The organism is Pedobacter sp. GW822-FHT03F06 (genome assembly GCF_058801365.1).
In genome coordinates this window covers 163,375-184,765 of sequence record NZ_JBXANE010000003.1, presented here as the reverse complement: position 1 = coordinate 184,765, position 21,391 = coordinate 163,375, and the positions used below count along the sequence as shown (strand labels likewise).

19 protein-coding genes and 1 other RNA gene are annotated in these 21,391 nt (G+C 38.4%); 7 read left to right on the top strand and 13 right to left on the bottom strand.

What is annotated here, in order from left to right; all coding sequences use genetic code 11:
* Nucleotides 1-22 precede the first annotated feature (22 nt).
* From AC1RJ8_RS06245 to AC1RJ8_RS06230, 4 genes are all read left to right on the top strand, one after another.
* Nucleotides 23-832: a DUF4099 domain-containing protein gene (locus AC1RJ8_RS06245; protein WP_492953133.1), complete on the top strand. Its 810-nt coding sequence runs from the start codon at nucleotides 23-25 to the stop codon at nucleotides 830-832.
* A 57-nt stretch (nucleotides 833-889) separates the two neighbouring features.
* Nucleotides 890-1,684 carry a hypothetical protein gene (locus AC1RJ8_RS06240; RefSeq protein ID WP_492953134.1) on the top strand — a complete coding sequence of 265 codons (795 nt, stop codon included), beginning with the start codon at nucleotides 890-892 and terminating at the stop codon, nucleotides 1,682-1,684.
* Nucleotides 1,685-1,773: 89 nt separating this feature from the next.
* On the top strand, nucleotides 1,774-2,064 hold the full coding sequence (locus AC1RJ8_RS06235; RefSeq protein ID WP_492953135.1) for a helix-turn-helix domain-containing protein: 291 nt from the start codon (nucleotides 1,774-1,776) through the stop codon (nucleotides 2,062-2,064).
* Nucleotides 2,055-2,381: a hypothetical protein gene (locus tag AC1RJ8_RS06230; protein WP_492953136.1), complete on the top strand. Its 327-nt coding sequence runs from the start codon at nucleotides 2,055-2,057 to the stop codon at nucleotides 2,379-2,381. Before AC1RJ8_RS06235 ends, AC1RJ8_RS06230 begins: the two co-directional genes overlap by 10 nt.
* 9 nt (nucleotides 2,382-2,390) lie before the next feature.
* Here the strand turns inward: AC1RJ8_RS06230 and AC1RJ8_RS06225 are convergent, their stop codons facing one another.
* Entirely contained in the window at nucleotides 2,391-2,711 is a 321-nt protein-coding gene (locus AC1RJ8_RS06225; protein ID WP_492953137.1) for a hypothetical protein, read from the bottom strand.
* Between the two features lie 664 nt (nucleotides 2,712-3,375).
* On the opposite strand from AC1RJ8_RS06225, the gene AC1RJ8_RS06220 reads away from it, so the two are divergent.
* Nucleotides 3,376-3,942 carry a UPF0758 domain-containing protein gene (locus AC1RJ8_RS06220; protein WP_492953138.1) on the top strand — a complete coding sequence of 189 codons (567 nt, stop codon included), beginning with the start codon at nucleotides 3,376-3,378 and terminating at the stop codon, nucleotides 3,940-3,942.
* Between the two features lie 91 nt (nucleotides 3,943-4,033).
* Here AC1RJ8_RS06220 and AC1RJ8_RS06215 read toward each other — a convergent pair whose 3' ends face one another.
* The 5 genes from AC1RJ8_RS06215 to AC1RJ8_RS06195 form a co-directional block, all read right to left on the bottom strand.
* The gene (locus tag AC1RJ8_RS06215; protein ID WP_492953139.1) at nucleotides 4,034-4,555 is read right to left on the bottom strand and encodes an ORF6N domain-containing protein; all 522 of its coding nucleotides are present in this window, start codon (nucleotides 4,553-4,555) and stop codon (nucleotides 4,034-4,036) included.
* Between the two features lie 21 nt (nucleotides 4,556-4,576).
* Entirely contained in the window at nucleotides 4,577-5,833 is a 1,257-nt protein-coding gene (locus AC1RJ8_RS06210; protein ID WP_492953140.1) for a site-specific integrase, read from the bottom strand.
* A 259-nt stretch (nucleotides 5,834-6,092) separates the two neighbouring features.
* Nucleotides 6,093-6,458, bottom strand: a transfer-messenger RNA (tmRNA) gene (gene ssrA, locus AC1RJ8_RS06205).
* A 127-nt stretch (nucleotides 6,459-6,585) separates the two neighbouring features.
* Nucleotides 6,586-7,785 (bottom strand): pyridoxal phosphate-dependent aminotransferase, encoded by a 1,200-nt coding sequence (locus tag AC1RJ8_RS06200; protein WP_492953141.1) that lies wholly within the window; start codon nucleotides 7,783-7,785, stop codon nucleotides 6,586-6,588.
* Nucleotides 7,786-7,847: 62 nt separating this feature from the next.
* Nucleotides 7,848-8,240: a DUF1573 domain-containing protein gene (locus AC1RJ8_RS06195; protein WP_057934084.1), complete on the bottom strand. Its 393-nt coding sequence runs from the start codon at nucleotides 8,238-8,240 to the stop codon at nucleotides 7,848-7,850.
* 170 nt (nucleotides 8,241-8,410) lie between these two features.
* Between AC1RJ8_RS06195 and AC1RJ8_RS06190 the strand changes: the two genes are divergently transcribed.
* Together AC1RJ8_RS06190 and AC1RJ8_RS06185 are read left to right on the top strand one after the other, a co-directional pair.
* Nucleotides 8,411-10,831, top strand: coding sequence for an alpha-ketoacid dehydrogenase subunit alpha/beta (locus AC1RJ8_RS06190; RefSeq protein ID WP_492953142.1), 2,421 nt, complete (start codon nucleotides 8,411-8,413; stop codon nucleotides 10,829-10,831).
* Between the two features lie 366 nt (nucleotides 10,832-11,197).
* Entirely contained in the window at nucleotides 11,198-13,423 is a 2,226-nt protein-coding gene (locus AC1RJ8_RS06185; protein WP_493008034.1) for a tetratricopeptide repeat-containing sensor histidine kinase, read from the top strand.
* Nucleotide 13,424: 1 nt separating this feature from the next.
* Here the strand turns inward: AC1RJ8_RS06185 and AC1RJ8_RS06180 are convergent, their stop codons facing one another.
* The 7 genes from AC1RJ8_RS06180 to AC1RJ8_RS06150 all read right to left on the bottom strand — a co-directional run bounded on the left by AC1RJ8_RS06180 (nucleotide 13,425) and on the right by AC1RJ8_RS06150 (nucleotide 21,391).
* Nucleotides 13,425-14,180, bottom strand: coding sequence for a LytR/AlgR family response regulator transcription factor (locus tag AC1RJ8_RS06180; RefSeq protein ID WP_492953144.1), 756 nt, complete (start codon nucleotides 14,178-14,180; stop codon nucleotides 13,425-13,427).
* A 125-nt stretch (nucleotides 14,181-14,305) separates the two neighbouring features.
* Entirely contained in the window at nucleotides 14,306-14,914 is a 609-nt protein-coding gene (locus AC1RJ8_RS06175) for a DUF1684 domain-containing protein (RefSeq protein ID WP_492953145.1), read from the bottom strand.
* A gap of 10 nt (nucleotides 14,915-14,924) precedes the next feature.
* Nucleotides 14,925-16,022 (bottom strand): chorismate synthase, encoded by a 1,098-nt coding sequence (gene aroC, locus AC1RJ8_RS06170; RefSeq protein ID WP_029275921.1) that lies wholly within the window; start codon nucleotides 16,020-16,022, stop codon nucleotides 14,925-14,927.
* Between the two features lie 124 nt (nucleotides 16,023-16,146).
* Nucleotides 16,147-17,415: a 3-phosphoshikimate 1-carboxyvinyltransferase gene (aroA, locus tag AC1RJ8_RS06165; RefSeq protein WP_492953146.1), complete on the bottom strand. Its 1,269-nt coding sequence runs from the start codon at nucleotides 17,413-17,415 to the stop codon at nucleotides 16,147-16,149.
* Between the two features lie 229 nt (nucleotides 17,416-17,644).
* A complete protein-coding gene (locus AC1RJ8_RS06160; protein WP_108201600.1) occupies nucleotides 17,645-18,784 on the bottom strand; it encodes a chorismate mutase in 1,140 nt (379 codons plus the stop codon).
* A 123-nt stretch (nucleotides 18,785-18,907) separates the two neighbouring features.
* Nucleotides 18,908-19,741, bottom strand: a complete 834-nt coding sequence (locus AC1RJ8_RS06155; RefSeq protein ID WP_492953147.1) for a prephenate dehydratase — start codon at nucleotides 19,739-19,741, stop codon at nucleotides 18,908-18,910.
* A 687-nt stretch (nucleotides 19,742-20,428) separates the two neighbouring features.
* Nucleotides 20,429-21,391: a sterol desaturase family protein gene (locus tag AC1RJ8_RS06150; protein ID WP_492953148.1), complete on the bottom strand. Its 963-nt coding sequence runs from the start codon at nucleotides 21,389-21,391 to the stop codon at nucleotides 20,429-20,431.

Genomic DNA, 21,391 nt, shown 5'->3' with positions numbered 1-21,391 from the left:
CTCAAATTTTAAATGACTCTATATGCAGACTGCAAACTTGAATGTGCGGGATCTTCCGTTTGAAGATCTACGCGAACTGGGGCTTTACAGGGAAGGAGATATCACGCTTCCTAAAAAGGATATCGATGCACTGTTGTCCGGAATGCGGACAGGGCTGGTTAAGTTAAATGATATTAATCGTGACGGCATTGAAATCAGAGAAATGAGTGTTAAGCTGTCCCTGGCCAAAAATGCCGAAGGAAAATCTGAGTTATTGGTACACCCTGTCTATAAGCAGGCCAACCTTCCTTCCATCATTTCCCGTCAGGAAGGAGATGATTTATTGACCGGTCTCAAAGCAAACCTCATCAAAGAAAATACGGAGAACGGACAGCAGAAGAAGCTGATGGTGGAGTATGATTGGGATACACGCGAATTTATTGTCACTGATACCTCAAGGCTCCGGGTGCCGGATATGGTCAACGGTATGCTGCTTACCCCTTATCAGAAAGAACGATTTAGCAGTGGCAGGCAGATTGAAATGCCGGATGGGACTACCTTTCAGGCCAGTAGCACGACTCCGGATGGAATCCGTTCCAATAGGTTGGCGCTTGTCGTCTCTCTTCTGATGGACGGTGGCATATCCTACCTTCTGCTAACGGGTCTAAAAGCCATGGTCGGAGATCGGGGACTGTTGCCGCAGAAAGATGAGCGGAATGAAAATTATCATAAAGCGATTCAGGCAGCGGCCGCACAGAAGTCTACGTTTAAGGACCCTGAAGAAAAAACCTCAGCAGTATCCAATAATAATGAGTATTCGCGCGGATATGGCAGATCAGGTTTTTCCAGATAGGCATGTATGAATAAACAATATTAATCAGATGAATTTTAAACCTTTAATTTTTAAGTTATGAATGAGAATAATTTGGAGTACCTGCAAAACACCCTAAAGTATTTAGGTTTTGGAGAATCGCTCTCGGAGCAGCTAAAGGAAGCTATAAAAAAAGAATTGCCGGAGTTTTCCTTAAATTTTAATATTATACAATACATGCCCAATGCCCAAGGCAGACCGGAGTTGGCAAATGCATTATCTTATGTCCTTGATTTTTCAAAGAGTAAAGAAACTGACATGTATTTTTTTAATAAATATCAGGCATCTCTGGAGAAACCAGGACTGGATAGCAAGCTTGAGCAGACCTTCTATATCAACAAGGGTAAGGGAGTAACGGTCAAGGAAAGTTATAACCTGCTTTCAGGACGCGCTGTAAATAAAGATGTTGTCCTGAAAAGTGGAGAAAAAGCCAATCTTTGGCTCAAGCTGGATTTCGGCGAACATACACCAGAAAAAGGTTATGCAATGAATTCTTATGGCGAAAACTACGGTTTTAACCTTAAACAAGCAGTAGATAAATTCAATATACTGAATATGGACAAGCCTGGTTTTAAGGATCAGTTGCTTAAAAGCCTTGAACGTGGAAATCTTCATGAGGTGTCGTTTATGAAGAATGGAAAAGAAACAGCCGGTTTTGTCGCTGCTAACCCACAGTTTAAAACGCTGGACTTTTATGATAAAGATCTAAACGAGGTTTATAGTAAGGCAATAGATAGGGCTGATGCGCTAGAAAAAAAAGAGATCGGTAAAGTGCCGGAAATGGTCGTGGAACAAGAACCGGCTTCTAGGGAGAAAAAAGGTGTTTCAAGATAATTTTTAGAGACTTTAATGAATTTGTACAGGGGACTTTTAGTCCCCTGTTTTGTCATGCTTGAATTTTTAAGAACATAGATAAATGGGTTATGAGTGTGGAAGTATTAACTAAAGAAGATTTGGTGGATTTTGGTAACGGCTTACTGGAAGAGATCAGAAAAATTGTCAAAATTGATCCGCCAGTGAAAAAGAAGTTTTTGAAAGGCTATGAAGTAAGGGCAATTTTAGGGATATCCCAGGGAACCTTACAAAATTTAAGGACCAATGGAACGCTGTCTTTTTCAAAGATCGGCAGTATTTATTACTATGATTCCAAAGTGGTGGATGATCTGCTGGAGGGAAAAACTGGAGCGGCTGGAAAGCAAAGGTTATGGACGTAAGGATAAATGGTTCCGGAAAAGATAAAAGACTGAAGGAGATTTTAACGGCTATCCATTCGGATATTCACATGACCTCTATAGATATGGCTTTATTGCACGCTTTGATTACGTATTATATTCAGGCTGGGCAAGGGGATGTTTTTCAGATTTCCCGCAGTGGACTCATGAGAATCAGCAAGATTTTATCTACCCGCACTTATCACAAGAGTATTAAAAAACTAATCAGGCTTGGTTACATTTTATATGAGCCTTCCTACCATCCAAAGTTTGGAAGCAGGGTTTCCTGGGCTGATGGGCAGGATTCAAAAAAGGTATAACTCGCTGTCTTAACCGGCGGCGCTGATTTTGCCGGTATATATTTCGATAAGACTAAGGATTTTTGTACCTGGAGGAACTTTACGTAGCGTGTGTTGCTGAAAGTTAAACTTTTGGATAAACACTGCCGTATTCTCACGTACTTTGAGGAAACCCTGTTCGAAATAGTATTCTGCCACTTCGTTCGCGAAGTCGCAGTTTCTTAGCCAGAGACGGACAAATTCTCCATTATTCTTTTCATAGTGAAGCCAATGATTATTATGATCCTCTTCCTTAGAGAATTCAATAATGATCGTGGTTTCATCTTCAAAACAGGAGTGTATTTTTATCATAAGGGAATGGTATACAAAAATATAAATTATACGCTTCCAGGCAATTCGCTTTTACTTGTTTTTCTAAATATCACCACTAGTTGTAGGATTATATTTCAATCTGTGATTGCTGGTTTACAATAAGTATTCTATCTCCTTTTATTGGAAGATAGCCCAGGTCAAAACAAAAATAATAAAGATCCCCTTCGGTGGTTTTGTAACAGCTGGTTATATGCTTAAAATTAAAACCCTGTTGGTCGAGGAGCGTTTTTCGGACAGTCGTCTTACTTCCTGAACTGAGCCTGGAGAGTATCCTGTAGTTGTTGAGAATTATTTTGGGTATTTCACGTAGGAAAGGCGGATCTATTGCAGCAACTTTTTGTCTTTTGCGGTTATTGAAACTGGTACGGCAAAGGTCACTGCAAAACCGCTTATCTATTCTGCCGTGGAGTATTTCGTTACATTCTTCACAGTGGTACGTGATTGGATCGTTGTCTGTTTTCATTGGTAGGGCCTTGAAGATTCACGATTGAATTTAAGTATAATCTCTTGAAAATGGTAATTGTTGGCGAGCATGGTACCGTATTGGATGCTTTGATTAACCGATTTTAAACGTTTATAATCGTTTAATTTCCGTTTAAAAAGGTGATTGTTATACAGTTTTGTGGAATTAAATTTTTACGCTATGAAAAACAGAACTATTGCTACAGAAACATTCCATTCCGGAAGAAGAAACTTTTTTCTGGACTTTAAAATGGCCAGGAATAATACTAATTATATACAGATTACCAGAAGTGATGAACAGCGGGATGGGACTTACGCCAGGCGCAGCATCGTTGTCTTTCAGGAAGATTTTGAATTTCTTATCTCTGCCTTTTGTTCGCTGTTTACAACAGCTTCACAAATTGGAGAGAGGGAAAAGTCTGTACTTGATTTATTTCATGAGAAAAAGCAGGAGCGTATCTATGGAATTAAGGCGCTACCGGTGGAGTTAAGGCCGAGGGAAAAACTTTTGTTGACAGGAGGGAATGCTATGAAAACAGCGGAATTGCTGGTCATACTGATCGGCTCTGGAACGCCTGATAATAGTGCGCTGGATATCGGCAATGAGATATTTAAAACCAGGGCCTTTGACCTGAAAGGGTTGGCCGGCATGAAACATGCTGATCTGTCACGGTTTAAAGGTATCGGTTCCGCAAAATCTAGTGTCGTGCTGGCAGCTATTGAACTTGGCCGGAGAATCTTCAGTTAACAATTGATTTTTAATGTTTGTTATTGGCTGTGTTTTTCTCTCACTTAGGTAATACCCCGGAGGCAGTTTGCCTCTGGGGTATATTTGCTTGCTATGTCATGTCAGGTCTGAAGCCGATACGCTGCCTGGGTACTGGTTCAGGTATCGGTGGCGTAATAAGTTCATCCAAATACTTAAATACAATTTCCAGATTTTTATCCTGGTTGTCCAGTCGGTTTTTGATCTTTTCGATTTCTTGCCTTAAAACTGTGCTTTGTGCAATCGTCGAGCGGATTTTGGTAAATGTTCTGACGATTTCGATGTTCACCAGAATGGCCCTTTCACTGTTCAGAACACTCGAAAGCATTGCAACTCCCTGTTCCGTAAATGCCATAGTCCGATATTTTGAATACGTTCCATGTCCTAAGGTGCCAAATTGGCGCCTTAAGATTTTCTGTTCATCATCACTGAGTTCAAACATAAAATCTTCAGGAAACCGAATCAGATTTCGTTTTACCTGCCGTTTCAATTGCTTGTTTTCAACTTCGTATAGCGCAGCAAGATCCGAATCCAGCATTACCTTTAAGCCGCGGAAATGAAAGATTTTTTCGATGATATTTTGTTCTACTGGCATGTTATTGGTCTCCATCATAGCTTATTTTGTAATGGTGTAATTGTAGACGGTGTTTTTAGCCACAGTTTTTTCCGTAGCTAGCTTCTCTTTAAGTGCTGCCATATCTCTACCAACTTTTACATCCAGGGTTTTGGCGTAGTGCTGCGTTGTTCTGATGTCCTTGTGTCCGAGCATTTTACTTACTGTTTCGATGGGAACTCCGTTCTGAAGGGTAATCGTTGTGGCGAAGGTATGGCGGGCAATGTGGTAGGATAGTGGAATTTTGATGTCACATAAATCTGCGATTTCTTTTAGGTAAGCATTCATTTTTTGATTAGAGCTTACCGGGAAAGCTTTATCTTGATCGATGGATAGTGGATGATTTTTATATTTATCGAGCAAGGTGATTGCCTTTGGAAGCAGGGGAACACGTGTAGGTGTACCCGTTTTTTGTCTATTGGTGATAAGCCACATTTCATTTTCATTCCTGATAATGATTTCTGACCTTTTTAGCTTATAAATGTCAATGTAAGCAAGCCCTGTGTAACAACTGAAGAGAAATATATCTTTAACACGGTCCAGCCTTTCATTTCCAAATTCCAGGGTTTCTAAGTTATTTATCTGGTCTTGTGAAAGGCATGGTCTTTCAACTACTTTCACCTTTGCTTTAAAATTAGCGAACGGATCTCTGTTGATCCACCCGTTTGCCAGGCAGAGCTTAATAATTTTTTTAAGGTTTTTGATGTATTTAACGGCTGAATTATTATTGCATTTTCTTGTTGTTCTTAGAAAGAAATCATAGTCAGTGAGGAACTGGTGGTCAATCTTCCGGATATCAATGTCTTGGACTTTATATTTTTCTTTCAGGTATTGAGTGATGTGTCGGAGTGCAGTTTGATAACGGAGGAGTGTCATAGGCGCATATTCTACACCTACAAGTGCAGCCATTTCTTCGTTATGCATTGTAAATACCTCCCTAAGTTTTCGGACTTTTTGACCTCTACCGAGGAATTTGTCCATTAAATTTTGTGCCGTGAGGTCTTCATCCAATAGTAATAGATGTCGATGTGCCTCGTGTACCTTGGACTCTAGCTGGCGTAAATACAAGTTCAATGTTTTTGCCATTGTCGTTCGGCCCTTGAATTTACCATTATCCCAGTCTGTTTCGCTACACTGTTTGCCTGTCGCAACTTCTGCGCGTTTTTTGTCAACCGTAATCCTGAGATATACGGAAGAACAGCCTTCTTGGTCTGTGTTTCTTTTCTTCAAAAAGAAGAGTAAACTGAAATTTCTTTTCATAAAAGTAATCTTAAAAGGTGAATAAAGTTAAGATTGCAGTCAAAAAAAGTCAAGATGTTTACAAGGTAAACTGGTTGATAATCAGTTTTTTAACCCCCTAAAAAGTTCCTCAGGTGCTTTCATTTCCTGAGGCACCTTTTAAGGCACCTTATATATGCGTTATTTGGTCAAAAAAGCCACTAAATACCAAAAAACAAAAGCCTGCAAATTGTTGATTTGCAGGCTTTTAGTGTTTTTTGGTGAATTTTGTTACTGATTCCAGTGGAGCCGAAGGGAGTCGAACCCTTGTCCAGTTGTGAGATAAATTATACCTTCTACATGCTTATTTTTCAATTGATTTTAGGGAAATAAACGGGCTGAAAACCGACCTTATTTAAATCCTTAGATACTTTGTCTCACTTTAAGTCGTATCTCCTTAAAGCCAGCTTTGTTGTTTCGATGCCCCAGATTCTAACCCAACAATGCAGCAGTTAGAGGGACAAAAGCTAGTTAGTTCTAAACTAAGCAGCTAAGGCGTAAGTATTTTCGCCAACTAAAATGTGAACGTTCACTTTAAGTGCTCTCCGTACAACGCACTGCATGCTAACATAACCTTCGCCACCCTGTCAAATCCAAGAACGGCCCCTTTTCAGTTTACAGTTTTGAGTAATCAGTTTGTAAACCGGATGCAAATATACAAATAAAATGCCAAATAATAGCCTTAAACTGTTATTTGGCATCTAAAATTGGAAACCGGAATTGTAAACTGCAAACTATACCGTTCTTCCCGGATATTGTTGCAATGCTACTTCTAAACAGTCCATCGCGGCGTTTAAATCATCAGTATTTAACACGTAGGCCATACGCACTTCGTTTTTACCAGAACCCGGGGTAGAATAGAAGCCCGTTGCAGGCGCCATCATTACCGTTTGGTTATTGTGTGTAAAATCTTCTAAAATCCACTGACAGAATTTATCAGCATCATCAATCGGGAATCTTGCTACCACGTAAAATGCGCCGCCCGGATTAGGGCAGAAAACGCCTTCGATATTATTTAACCGATTAACCAAAGTATCACGGCGCAAAGTATATTCGGTATTTACTTTTTCAAAATAGCTATCAGGCGTATCTACAGCCGCTGCACCGGCAATTTGTTCAACCATGCCCGGGCTTAATCTTGCTTGTGCAAATTTTAATCCTGATGCAATAACTTCTTTGTTTTTGGTAATTAAACAACCTAAACGTGCACCACAAGCGCTGTAGCGTTTAGAAACGGTGTCCATAATCACTACATTTTCATCTAAACCATCTAAATGCATTGGAGAAATAAATTCTCTTCCATCATAACAGAATTCGCGATAAGCTTCGTCAGAGAATAAAAATAGATCGTATTTAACGCAAAGTGTTTTTAATGCCTCTAATTCTGCTCTTGAATATAAATAACCAGTAGGGTTATTGGGATTACAAATAATGATTGCTTTCGTTTTTTCGGTAATCAGTTTTTCGAATTCGGCAATCGGAGGCAAAGCAAAACCATTTTCAATGTAAGAAAGGATGGGTTTTACCACCACGTTGCTCATGCAGGCAAAGCCATTATAATTGGCATAAAAAGGTTCTGGAATGATAATTTCATCGCCCTCGTTTACGCAGGTCTGCATGGCAATGGTGATGGCCTCAGAACCACCAACTGTTACCAATATATTTTCTGGTGTAATATTGTAACCCAGTTTATTGTAGTATTCAGTAAGTTTTAAGCGGTATGCAAGTGTACCTTCTGATGGCGTATAGGCCCAAACATTAAAATCAATGTTTTTGATGGCATTTAACATTCCTTCAGGTGTTTCAATATCTGGTTGACCAATATTTAAATGGAAAACTTTTTTACCATCTTTTTTAGCTTGATCTGCAAATGGAGTTAACTTTCTGATTGGCGATGCAGGCATCTGCACACCTTTTTGTGAAATTTTTGGCATGGCACAAAAATAAAAAAGTCCCGATGAAAATCGGGACTTTTTAAATATTATCGTTTAAATAATTATTTCGAAGCTGCGGCAACCGTTTCACCTTTAATGTAAAGCACTTTAATTGGTGTTTTAGCATTTGAAGTAATGGTTACGGCTTTTGAAAAAGTTGATGGACCGGCAGCAGCGTTAAATGTTACCGAAATTACACCAGTTTCACCTTTTTTCAATGGAGTAGAAGTGTATTTAGGTACTGTACATCCACAACTTGCTTCAGCTTTGGTAATAATTAATGGCTCTTCGCCAATATTGGTGTATTTGAAATCGTAAGTTACTGGTTTGTTTAAAACGATTTTACCGAAATCGTGCGTTTCCGATTCAAATTTAAACTCTGCAGGTTTAGTTTGTGCATTTACAGCAATACCTAAACCTAAAACAAAAGCGAATAATACTAAGATCTTTTTCATGTTATGTGGTTGTAATTTATTTTTTAAATTCTAAAACAAATTTAATGTTTTCATATTAAAACAAAAACTATTCCAAATATATTTTACAAATCCATATATAATTTTACAATGGAGGATAAAGGCAAACTTTTAATTTTGTATATATTTGCCGCAACCAATCTTTGATTACTATGCCGAATGAAAAATTGATGACCAACACTATTGATGCTTCTGAACTCAGTTTTAACGATTTTAAATCTATCGTTATAAACGACTATAAAATAGCCTTTGAAAGTAGGCAGGCCAGTGTTTTAGGCCGTAGAGAAGTATTAACAGGGAAGGCTAAATTTGGTATTTTTGGCGATGGGAAAGAGGTGCCTCAGGTAGCTATGGCGAAAGCTTTTAAAAACGGCGATTGGCGCTCGGGCTATTACCGCGATCAAACTTTTGCCTTTGCAACAGGGATTTCTACCATTAAAGAATTTTTTGCACAGCTTTATGCCAATCCCACCGATGGAGCTGATCCGTTTTCAGGCGGAAGGCAAATGAACTGCCATTTTGCAACAAAATCAGTTAATGAAGATGGAAGCTGGAACGATTTAACGCAGATTAAAAACTGTTCATCAGATATTTCTCCAACCGGCGGTCAAATGGCCCGTTTGGTTGGCTTAGCCTATGCTTCTAAATTATTTAGGCAAAATAAGGAACTGGATTACTTAAAGCACTTTTCGGTTAACGGAAATGAAGTTGCTTTTGGCACCATTGGTAATGCATCAACTTCTGAAGGGGTGTTTTTTGAAGCCATTAATGCTGCAGGTGTTTTACAGATACCCATGGCCATCTCGATTTGGGATGATGCTTATGGCATTTCAGTTCCGGCAAAATATCAAACTACAAAAGAAGATATTTCTGAAGTTTTAAAAGGCTTTCAGCGTGAGCCTGATCAACCGGGATATGAAATTTATAAAGTAAAAGGCTGGGACTATCCTGCTTTATGCGAGGTGTATGAAAAAGCAATAAATGTTTGTAGAGATGAACATGTACCTGTTTTAATTCACGTTACCGAACTTACTCAGCCTCAGGGGCACTCTACCTCTGGTTCGCACGAAAGGTATAAATCAAAAGATCGTTTAGCTTGGGAAACCGAACACGATTGCATCCTGAAAATGCGTGCCTGGATGCTCGATTCTGCAGTAGCAACCGAAGAGGAAATTGCAGCGGTTGAAAAAGACGCAAAAGTTTTTGTCCGTAATGCACAAAAAGAGGCTTGGAATGAGTTTTTGGATAGCATTAAACCCGAACAAAAACAAGTGGTTGATCTAATTGGAGGCGTAGCTAAACATCAACCTGAACTGGCTAAAATTGCTGCAAATCTGGCCTCAACTGCCGATGCACAACGCAGGGAGGTATTTACTGCTGTAAGGAAGGCAATCCGTTTATCAGCTGGTTTTAATTCTCCGGAACGCAATGAACTGTTAACCTGGTATAAACAGCAGGCCAAGTTTAATCACGACCGTTATAATTCTAAACTGCATACTGATGGCAAAGAAAGTCCGGATATGATTGCAGTGGTTACCGCGGCATATGATGAACAATCGAAAATGGTCGACGGTAGGGAAGTGCTTAATGCCTGTTTTAACGAAAATTTTGCCCGCGATCCACGTTTAGTGGCTTTCGGAGAAGATTTAGGGAATATTGGCGATGTAAATCAAGGTTTTGCAGGTTTACAGGCCAAATATGGTGAGTTGAGGATTACCGATACCGGAATTAGAGAAATGACCATTATGGGGCAAGGTATTGGCTTGGCCATGAGGGGCTTAAAACCGATTGCCGAAATACAGTATCTTGATTATTTAATTTTCGCACTTAATGTACTTAGCGACGATTTAGCATCACTATCATACCGAACCAAAGGGATTCAAAAAGCACCAGTTATTGTGCGTACCCGTGGTCATCGATTGGAAGGAATCTGGCACTCAGGTTCACCAATCAGCATGATTTTAGGTGCTTTAAGGGGAATGCATTTATGCGTACCAAGAAATATGACTCAAGCTGCCGGCATGTACAACACCCTTTTTAGGGCCGATGAGCCTGCCGTAGTAATTGAGTGTTTAAATGGTTACCGACTTAAAGAAAAATTACCCAGTAATGTTGGTGATTTTACGGTTCCTTTGGGCAAAGCAGAAGTTTTAGAAGAAGGAACGGATATAACCGTAGTATCTTACGGGTCTTCGTTAAGAATTGTTCAGGAAGCCGCAGAAGAATTGAGCCTATTGGGCATTTCTGTAGAAATTATAGATCCACAAACCTTATTACCTTTCGATACCACCCAGGTTTGTGTAAACTCCCTTGCCAAAACCAATAAATTACTGGTTGTAGATGAGGACGTTCCTGGAGGTGCATCTGCATATATCCTGCAAAAGGTACTCGAAGAACAAAAAGGCTATTTCCACTTAGATGGTCAGCCGAAAACATTATCGGCTAAAGCACACCGTCCGCCATTTGGATCTGATGGTGATTATTTCAGTAAACCATCGGTTGATGATGTTATTGAAACCATTTATCAGATGATGCACGATGCAAATCCAACTAAGTACCCCGCATTTTTTTAATAAAGCAACCGCTGGGGCATAAGATTTAACTGCCTGAATAGTTTAAAAGGTTTACAATCAGTTTCTTATTTTGTTTATGCCTAAATGAAGTGGGATTCTTGATGAAAAGGTAAAAAAATGGTTACATATTAATTAGTTTTTTAACTACTTTTATGCACCAAACTCTATTTTGTTATTTCAGTATGTTTTATCTCATCCCAGACATGAAACGGTGTCATTCTCAAGGTTTTTTATGCTCATCGTCTAGAAGAAACAAATCATTGATTTGATCTGAAAATGAAGCGCTATCTTGTAAATGCCCGGTTCGTTAGTAAAGCGTGTTTTTCTAAGAAAGGCATGCTGTTTCTCTTTTTCTCATTTTTATGCATGGCTGTTTTTAGCCAGGTGAGTGCACCACAGCAAAAACTGGATAGCCTTTTGAGTTTAAATCAAAAGAATTTAAAAACAGATTCAACCAAAATCAAAATATTGACGGAAGTTTACCGCCAATACATGAGGATGAAAAATGTAGATAAAGCGGAAGAGTATGTGGATAAAACCATTCAGCTTTCACATGAGAAAAATCTGAAAAAATTCTCTGCAATGGCTTATTACCGTAGAGGCTTAATGTATCACGGAAGGTCTAATTATCAAAAGGCAGAAGAAAATTATCAAAATGCAGCTGCCGAATTTTCTTCAGTGGGTAATTTAGATATGGTTGCCGGAACTTACCTCAATTTGGGTGCTTTATATGGCAGCATTCCGGATTATGTAAAATCATTAGAAGTTAACCAAAAGGCTATAGCTATCTACGAAAAAATGGGTAACGAAACCGATATGGCAAGTTGTTATACTAATATTTCTGCTATTTACCAGCGTTTGGGTAACCAGAGCCAGGCATTGGTTTATTTGAACATGGCGTTGAAGGTTTTTGCTAAAGAAGGCGAAAATAGCAGAGGTGTAGCTGTTGTTTATGGCTTAATTGGGACTAATTATTTTGAGGCTTCAGATCGCGAATTAACTGAGATGAATGTATTGCCTAACCAGAAAATTAAACTGGCCTTAGCGTATTACAATAAATCGTTGCGGGTATCGGAAGCCATTGGAGATATAGGTTTAATAGCTACTGTTAAACGAGATCTTGCCGGCTTATACAGTTCAATAGGACAAAAGGATGCAGCATTAAAATCGTATCAAAAATCTGTTGAGTTAAATAAGTCGGGAGAAGATAAAGAAGCCTATGCCGCAAGTTTATACGCATTGGGGAACTTTTACCAAAAAGAAAATGATTTTGAAAATGCCATCCCATTACTCAATAATAGTTTAAAAATTGCAGAAGAAAACAGGTTATTAGATATAGAAAAACAATCTAGTTTAGGGTTGAGTACGGTATATGAAAAACAAAAGGACTATAACAAATCGTTAGCCTATTACAGGCAATATATTGCCGTTAGAGATAAGATTTTCGACCAGGAAAAGGAAAAAGAAATTACCCGAAGGCAGATGCAGCTCGATTTTGGCATTAAAGAACGGAACTATTTATTGAAGCAAAAACTTACAGAAGGCGAGTTAAAAAGACAACAGCAAGAACTTGAGCTAAAAAGGCAGCAATTAGTGTTGAGTGATAAAGAAAAAGCATTGGATCTCTTAACTTTTCAAAAGGCAAAAGCTGATCTCGATATTCAGCGTTTGGCTCAGGATAGTAAATTTGCTAATGCTAAATTTGAGGCAAAGTTAGCCGCGGGGATAAAGGATAAGCAGATTAGTAAACAGGTACAACAGATTAAATTTGATGAGCGTGTAAAATTATTCCTCACCATAGCCGCTACACTGATTCTGATCATTGCTGTTGTTATATTTTTTAATCAACGGAAAACAACAAGGCTGAATATAATTATCAATACCCAAAAACGGGAGTTAGAGCAGTTAAGTAAGGTTAAAGACCGTATCTTTAGTGTAGTAAGTCACGATATGCGTACCCCTGTAAATTCATTAATTTCCTTTATGCAGTTGTTAGAAGGGTCGAATATTGAACAAGATAAATTAAACAGATATGCCGCGGCACTAAAAAACAACCTCACCTATACTTCCACAATGATGGAGAATCTCCTTAATTGGGCGGCCAGCCAGATGCAGGGTTTTAACCCATATTTAGAATCGTTGGATATTCATGGGCTGATTAATGAAGTTATTCTTTCTTTGCAGGATAATGCCAACGAAAAAAGCTTAGTTATTCAGAATTTAGTGCCAGCCAAAACATTTTGCAAAGCAGATTCGAATATGTTCATGCTGGTTATTCGAAATATCATCAGTAATGCCATTAAATTTACACCAAATGGTGGTACAATCACCACTAGTGCCGCTCATAACGGAAATGTACTGGAGATTAAAATTTCAGATACAGGGATCGGTTTAACTCCTGTACAGATTGAGCATTTTAATAAGCCAGGTTATTTAGGCGCGGGCGTGAGCACATTAGGCACCAATAAAGAAAAAGGCACGGGTTTAGGTTTATTGCTCTGCAGAACCTTTATTAGCTTGATGGATGGTAAAATTAGTGCCGATATTAATCCTGCAGGAGGAAGTTATTTTAAAATAATCCTGAAAAAATAACTTATTTTAAAAACCTCGACAGGATTTTCTTGTCAATTGATTTTTCCAGTAATTCCTGCCTGTTAGAAGCACTTATCGGAACCAGAAAGCTATGGTCTAAATGAACCTCATGATTGGTTAAGGTTACAATGTGGTTGACATTAATAATGTACTGTTTATGTACCCTTGAGAAAATTTTTGAAGGCAGTTGTTTTTCTAGATTTTTTAAGCTTACTAAAATAACGTGTTTATCGATACTGGTAAACAGCTTTGAAAAATCGCCCATACTTTCAATATAAATCACATCATTATATTTCAGCTTGGTAATGCCTTTGGTCTCTCTAAAAAAGAAATAATCGTCGTCTTTTTTATCGTCGGTGTTTAGGTTTTCGACCGGAAGTTTATTTACCTGTTTCCTTAATTCAATATACTCAATCGCTTTGTTGGTGGCTTTTAATATGCGTTCGAAGGTTGCAGGCTTAACAATAAAATCCAATGCATCCAGATTAAAGCTCTCTGCCGCGTACTCACTAAATGAAGTGATAAAGATAAATAGCGGTTGTTTTTTTAGGCTTTTTAATAAATCCATACCAGAAAGCTCTGGCATATCAATATCAGAATAAACAATATCTACTGAAGTGCTCGATAAAATTTGCGAAGCTTCTATACCGTTACTACAGACTGCGATAATATTTAATGACGGGATTTTTTTTAGATGCATTTCTATGGCATCTCTTTCAATTTCATTATCATCAACAATTAAACAGCTGTAGGTCATTTAGGGATAGGTTATATAATTTATTTAGAGAACACTTATTATTACTTAATGTTTGTAATTTACGTTAAAATGTGGATTATAATACAATCCAGGTATCATTTTATGGATAAACGTAACATTAACTTTTATTTCTGGTGTTTCTTTTCTCCAGTATATAATTTCTCGCCTGCTTTTACGGCCAATGGCAGGTCGTTTTCTTCTGGTGGCACAGGGCAACGGTAGCCGTCACTATAGGCACAATAAGGATTATAGGCTTTATTAAAATCGATTTCGATGTGGTTCGCTATAATTTCTTTTGCATCCAGATCGATGTACCTGCCACCGCCGTAAGTTTCCTTATTGTTGGTCTCGTCAGTAAAAGGAAGAAAGAGGTGATCTTTATAAACCGGGTTGGTTGATAAAGCAACACTTCTATATAAAGTCATTTGAATTTTTTTGTCATTCAGAACGAAGTTTACATGTGCATATTTATAGTAATCGCTACTGGAGCCATTAAAAGTAGGCATTTTGAAAACTTTTTCATTTTTCAGGATTTCTACATCAGCCAAAATTTTATAGGTACTGTCTGCCTCATAAAAGTGAAGGTTTTGCAGGTCGTTTTTCTTAAGTGGAGACCTTTCGTCTTTAATGAAATCCTGTTTATAGGTTTCACGATGTTTTGCAATCTGTTCAGCATAACTTTGTGCAAAGCTATTTATGCTGATCAATAGTAATAAGAAGGTGATGATTCTCATTAACAAAAAATTAAATAATACTTGCTTTGTTTCTTAAAAACTGATCGGCTAAAACCAATGCAGCCATGGCCTCAACAATAACTACCGCTCTGGGTACCACACAAGGATCATGGCGGCCTTTACCTTTAATCTCTGAGGCTTCGCCAGCAGCATTGATGGTTTGTTGATTATGCATAATGGTAGCAACAGGTTTAAAAGCTACCTTGAAGGTAATATCCATCCCGTTAGAAATGCCGCCCAAAATACCGCCGGCATAATTGGTTGTCGTTTTAAAAACTTTTGAATCGGCTGCTTTTGGCTGTGGAATATCGTTGTGTTGCGATCCTCTTAATTCACTTCCGGCAAAACCAGAACCATATTCGAAACCATGAACAGCATTAATACTGAGCATCGCTTTACCTAAATCGGCATGTAATTTATCAAAAACAGGCTCACCTAGGCCTGCCGGACAGCCTTTTACTACACAACCTATTTTTCCCCCAACGGTATCGCCATCTTTGCGAACCGCATCAATAAACTCAATCATTTCGTGTGCAGTTGCAGGATCAGCGCAACGCACAATATTTTCTTCTCTAATTTGTAATAAAGCTGATAAATCATTGCTTTCCAAATTAGGGGCTTCTATTGTACCTACTGAAGTTACATGTGCGAAAATTTCAATGCCCTGTTGCTTTAAAAATAGCTTTGCAATAGCACCGGCAGCTACACGGGCAGCAGTTTCGCGGGCAGAAGAGCGACCTCCGCCACGGTGATCGCGGATGCCATATTTTGCATCATAAACATAATCGGCATGGCTGGGACGGTAAACATCCACATTATGACCGTAATCTTTTGATCGTTGATCCTCGTTCGGAATTAAAAGTGCAATTGGTGTACCTGTACTCTTTCCTTCAAATACACCCGATAAAATCTGAACGGTATCGCTTTCTTTTCTTTGCGTGGTGATTTTGGATTGACCAGGTTTACGTTTGTCAAGTTCTGACTGGATAAAATCCATATCGATATCCAATTGTGCCGGACAGCCATCAATAATGACCCCAATGGCTACGCCATGAGATTCGCCAAAGGTTGTGATGCGAAATAGTTGTCCGAATGAGTTGCCTGCCATTATTTAGTGATTGAATTATAGATTGATTAAATTATTGAATGGATTTTAACACTCAATCTTGATACTTGGTTCTTGATACTTGATACTTGGTTCTTGATACTTGGTTCTTGATACTTTCTTCTCGCTACTTGATACTAACATCAAACCCTGCTTTTTTCAAATCTTCCCAATAATACGGATAAGATTTTTCTACTACCTGCATTTCTTCAATTTCAACTTCGTTAATCAATAAAGCAAGTGGTGCAAAAGCCATCGCCATACGGTGGTCCTCGTAGGTTGCGAAAGTAACTTTATCCGGAAAATGAAGGTTGTCTGTGTTTAAAGTATAAACCAGATTATCTTCTGTGAAAGTAACACCAATTTTAGCCAATTCGTTCTGAAGCGCTGCAATACGGTCTGTTTCTTTAATTTTTAACGTTTCTAGGCCAGTAAAAACCATGTTTTTACCTAGTGCAGCTGCAATAACTACAATAGTTTGTGCTAAATCCGGACAGGTTTTTAAGTCTAAAACTTCTTTTGTATCTAAAGAAAGGCCTAAGTTGCTAATAGCTATTCCATTATTGGTTTTACTGGTAGCGATACCAAAAACCTTCATGATATTTTTAATCTGGCTATCGCCCTGCAAACTTTTTTCTTTTAAAGCGGGTAAACTAATTTCTGCTTCATCAGCTAATGCTGCAATACTATACCAATACGATGCTGCGCTCCAGTCGGGCTCAACAACCAAAGTACCAGCTTTAAATACCTGTGGTTTGATGGAAATTGAATTTCCGTTCCAAGAATGCGCAATGCCAACTTCAGCCAGCATATCTAAAGTCATATCTACATACGGTTTAGAGGTAAGCTCGCCTTCAATTTCTAAAGTTAAACCCTGAGGTAGGATAGGGGCAATCATCAGCAAGGCAGAAATATATTGACTGCTTATGTCACCTTTTATTTTAACTTCAGCTGTTTTTTGATTTAAGGGGCCAACAATATTTAATGGCGGGAAACCTTCAGCTTCTGCATAAGAAATATCAGCGCCGATGGTTTTTAAAGCCTCTGCCAAGATACCAATAGGGCGCTGTTTCATCCGCTCGGTTCCGGTAAGTAAGAAATTGCCGTTTTTAGCCGAAAGATAAGCCGATAAGAAACGCATAGCGGTTCCGGCAGGGCCAACATCAACTGTTTTTGATTCCTGGATTTCTACTTCTAATTCTTCTTCAAGATTATTAAGGATGCCATTTAAGGTTACCGTATCGGCAGCATTGGAAAGGTTTTCAACTTTAACCAGTTTCTTGCTTAAGGCGCTAATAATTAAAGCCCTGTTGCATTCGCTTTTCGAGCCTGTTAATTGGATTTCCGTATTAATATTCTTGGTTCCTTTAAAAGAAACTAAGGCATTTTTCGACATTTTATTCTGTTTTTATTCTTAAATGTAAGTGTCAGATGAAACACCTGACACCACATTACATTTGTTTTTTAATGTCATATTGAGTTATCGAAAACTATCATAAGTCCTTCGACAGGCTCAGGATGACATCGCTATTAGAGGTTGCACTAAGCTTTACTCTTTCAGCGTTAAGCTTGATTAAGCGTTTCGGTTTTACCCTCCACCCTAAACCTTTAAACCCTCCACCTTATTACGCTTTAACCTCATTATGCTGTTCAGCAGCAATACCTTGTTCAGCTTTGCCGGCATTCATAATTTCAGTTTGTTTACGGATTGATTCACCATGCACCAATTCTAAGAATTTCTCCGTAAAGTTTAGGTCTAGTTTTAAAGCTTTTGCAAAAGCCTGACCTTTTTGGATGATGGCATCCCAGCGGTTAACCTGTAAAATAGTTACCTGGTTATCGCGTTTAAATTCACCGATTTTTGCTACGATAGACATACGTTCGCCTAGTTTCTGCAATAAGATATCGTCAATTTTATCGATTGATTTACGTAATTCAGCTAATTTATCAGCAGAAGCTTCGTTTGCAACCTCTGGTTCACGAACAGTTAAACGATCTACCAATTCAGCTAAAGCAGCTGGTGTAACTTGTTGTTTAGCATCTGTCCAGGCAACTGAAGGATCTACGTGAGATTCGATCATTAAACCTTGCATATCTAAATCTAATGCTTTTTGAGAGATGTAAGGAATTAATTCACGGTTACCGCAAATGTGACTTGGATCGTTGATGATCGGTAATTCAGGGCAAAGTGTTTTTAATTGGATAGCAAGTTCCCACATTGGTTCGTTACGGAAAGAACTTTTCTCGAATGATGAGAAACCGCGGTGAATAGCACCGATTTTAGTAATTCCTGCGCCATTGATACGCTCAATTGCACCGATCCATAACTGTAAATCTGGGTTAACCGGGTTTTTGATCAATACCGGAACATCATGGCCTTTTAAAGCATCAGCAATTTCCTGAACAGTGAAAGGGTTTACAGTAGAGCGTGCACCGATCCAAAGGATATCTACACCAGCTGCTAAAGCCTCTTCAACGTGTTTTGCATTCGCAACCTCTACAGCTGTTGGTAAACCAGTTTCTGCTTTAGCACGTTTTAACCACTCTAAACCGATACTTCCGATACCTTCAAATTCTCCCGGACGGGTACGTGGTTTCCAGATACCAGCTCTCAATACCGATACTTTACCGGTAGCAGCCAATAAATGTGCTGTAGTTAATAATTGTTCTTCAGTTTCTGCGCTACAAGGACCAGAAATGATTAATGGTTCGTTGTTTACGTTTAACCAGGTGTTTAAGGGTTGGATGTTTAAATTAAGTTTCATGATGATGGGGGTGTTTAAGTCCTTAGTCCGCAGTCGGAAGTCCGGAGTTATATTTTAATTATTTTATTACAAGTTTGAATGTTCCCTTTGTCTTCGGACTCCTGACTTCGTAGTCCCGACTCTTTATACTTTATCGTTCTTCTGATATTCTCCTAATATGTTAAAGTTCGATGTATATTTTAATGCCTTTCTAATGGCCTTATCATATTTCTCTGTACTTGGCCATTCTAAATCGACGTAAAAGTAATACTCATTTCTCTTACCTAAAACCGGCATAGATTGTATTTTTGTTAAGCTTACATCCTGTTCGGCGAAAATGTTTAACACTGTGGCCAGCGAGCCTGCTTTGTGCCCAACCTGAAAACAGATTGATGCTTTGTTTATTTTTTTTCCTTCATCCGTTTTGTCTTTTTTAAGGATCAGAAAACGGGTATAGTTTTTCTTGTTCGATTCTACCCGGCGTTCTAAAATGTTTAAGCCGTAAAGCTCAGCAGCTAAACTGTTTGCAATGGCCATGGTATCCGTTAATTGCTCTTCCTGGATGCGTTTTGCACAAGCAGCAGTATCGTTGCTCTCCACGATTTTAATTTGTGGATAATCGTAAAAGAAATCGATACACTGGCGGATGGCAATAGGGTGAGAAGTAACCACTTTAATGTCTTCAAACTTTACGCCTGGTAGCGCCATTAAGTGCAATTGGATAGGCAGGTAAACCTCGCCTACGACCGAAAAGCCAAAATCTCTGATCAGTGTGTAATTTGGCAATAAACTGCCTGCAATAGAGTTTTCGATCGCCATTACTACGAAGTCGGCATCGTTTTTCTCTAGCTTGTCGCAGGTTTCTTTAAAAGAATTACACTCAACAGTTTCAATGTCTTTACCAAAGAATTTGTAGGCGGCCTCCTCGTGGAAAGATGCTTTAATACCCTGAATTGCTACTCGTTTTGTCGTTTCCATTTTTGCGTTAAAACAAAAAAGTCCCGGCTGTTTGCCGGGACTTTTTTATACATTTTAATATTGTTATATATCTTTTTGCATATTAGCCCCGGCTCTCACTAAAATAGTAAAAGTAACCAAAGTAATATGTGTTTGTAGTTTGCATTTCTTTTTTTGTTGAGCCAAATGTAGTAACAAAATTTTATTTGTCAATAGGAAATTGAAAATATTTTTAATAAAATTTAATTTTGTTTGATTTGGACTGTTTTTTAAGTGAGTATGTAATGTTTGAGTCGGTTAGATAAAGCTAGTAGAAAAGATTGTTGTAACATGGTTTTTGTGTCAGGTAGTTTATGTAGCACTTGGTTATTAATCTCTCATTTTAAATAAATTTTATTTTGAAGGGCGGATTATATCTTGATTAAAAATATTGTTTGGTGAGGCACCAAAAAATGATTGGGCATGAAGATTCCAAAAGAAAAGTCGTCATTGCGAGGAGGAACGACGAAGCAATCTTTCATGCCAGTGATCCTTGCGCTAAAGATTGCTTCGTCGGCTGAAAAAGCCTTCTCGCAATGACGATACTCGAATATGAAAACTTCATCAGTGTTTATCTGTGTGCATCTGTGGTTAAAAAAGTATATGAAATGTTAACAAAAAAAAGGTCTGTGGAGACACAGACCTTTAGATTAAACAAATTAATATTTTTTAACCTGTAGAACTTAATTCACCTCTATCGTTAAGCCCTTTTACTTTATCCTGTTGTAAGGTTTCATATCTTTTCTGTTCCTCCTCGCGCAATTCCTGTTGCATAATTTTAGCAATTTTGGTGCTTCCATCATGGCTCCATCCCGGCGGGTTAAAAATGTATTTCACTTTATCTGTAAAAGTTGGTGCTTTTTTAACGTCAGCACTCAATGCAATAAACTCATGGAAAATAATGTTAACCGCACCAGTATCTTCTGGTTGAGTAGTTAAACCGTATTTAACTACATCTTCTGGTAATTCCTCTTGAAAAGTGCCGAACCATCTATCCCAAAGAATTAAAACCATACCCATGTTTTTGTCTAAGTAACGTACATTGCTGGCATGGTGCACCCGATGGTGTGATGGCGTTACGAAAATATACCCGTACCATTTTGGAAGTTTAATGTCGTATTGTGTGTGCACCAGGTTACCGTAAATTTGGGTTACCAGGTAAGCAAAAAGGATATCAACAGCGGTGAAACCCATAAATGCTAAGGGCAGATAAAAGAAAACACGGTATAGTGGTTCAAAAACGGTTGAACGGAAACCAGTAGTTAGGTTAAAGTGTTCAGATGAGTGATGTGTAACATGCATCGCCCAGAAAAAGCGTACATAATGGCCAACCGTATGTAAAAACCAATACAGAAAATCCTGCGCTAAAATCAAAACAAACCAATAAAGCCAAATATTAGGGATTTGGAACAAACGGAATTGATAACAGTATTGCAACAGAAAAAAAGTACCTGTTTTTGTTGCTAAATTAATCACAATAGCGGCCGTCATCAGGTAGATATTGGTCCACGTATCGCGTTTGGTATATAATTTTCTGTCGTGCGCATAGCTGAAATACATTTCAACCAGGGTTAAAACGATTACGAAACCAAATAGGCCTACTACAGAAATATCACTTCCGGTAAAATTCAT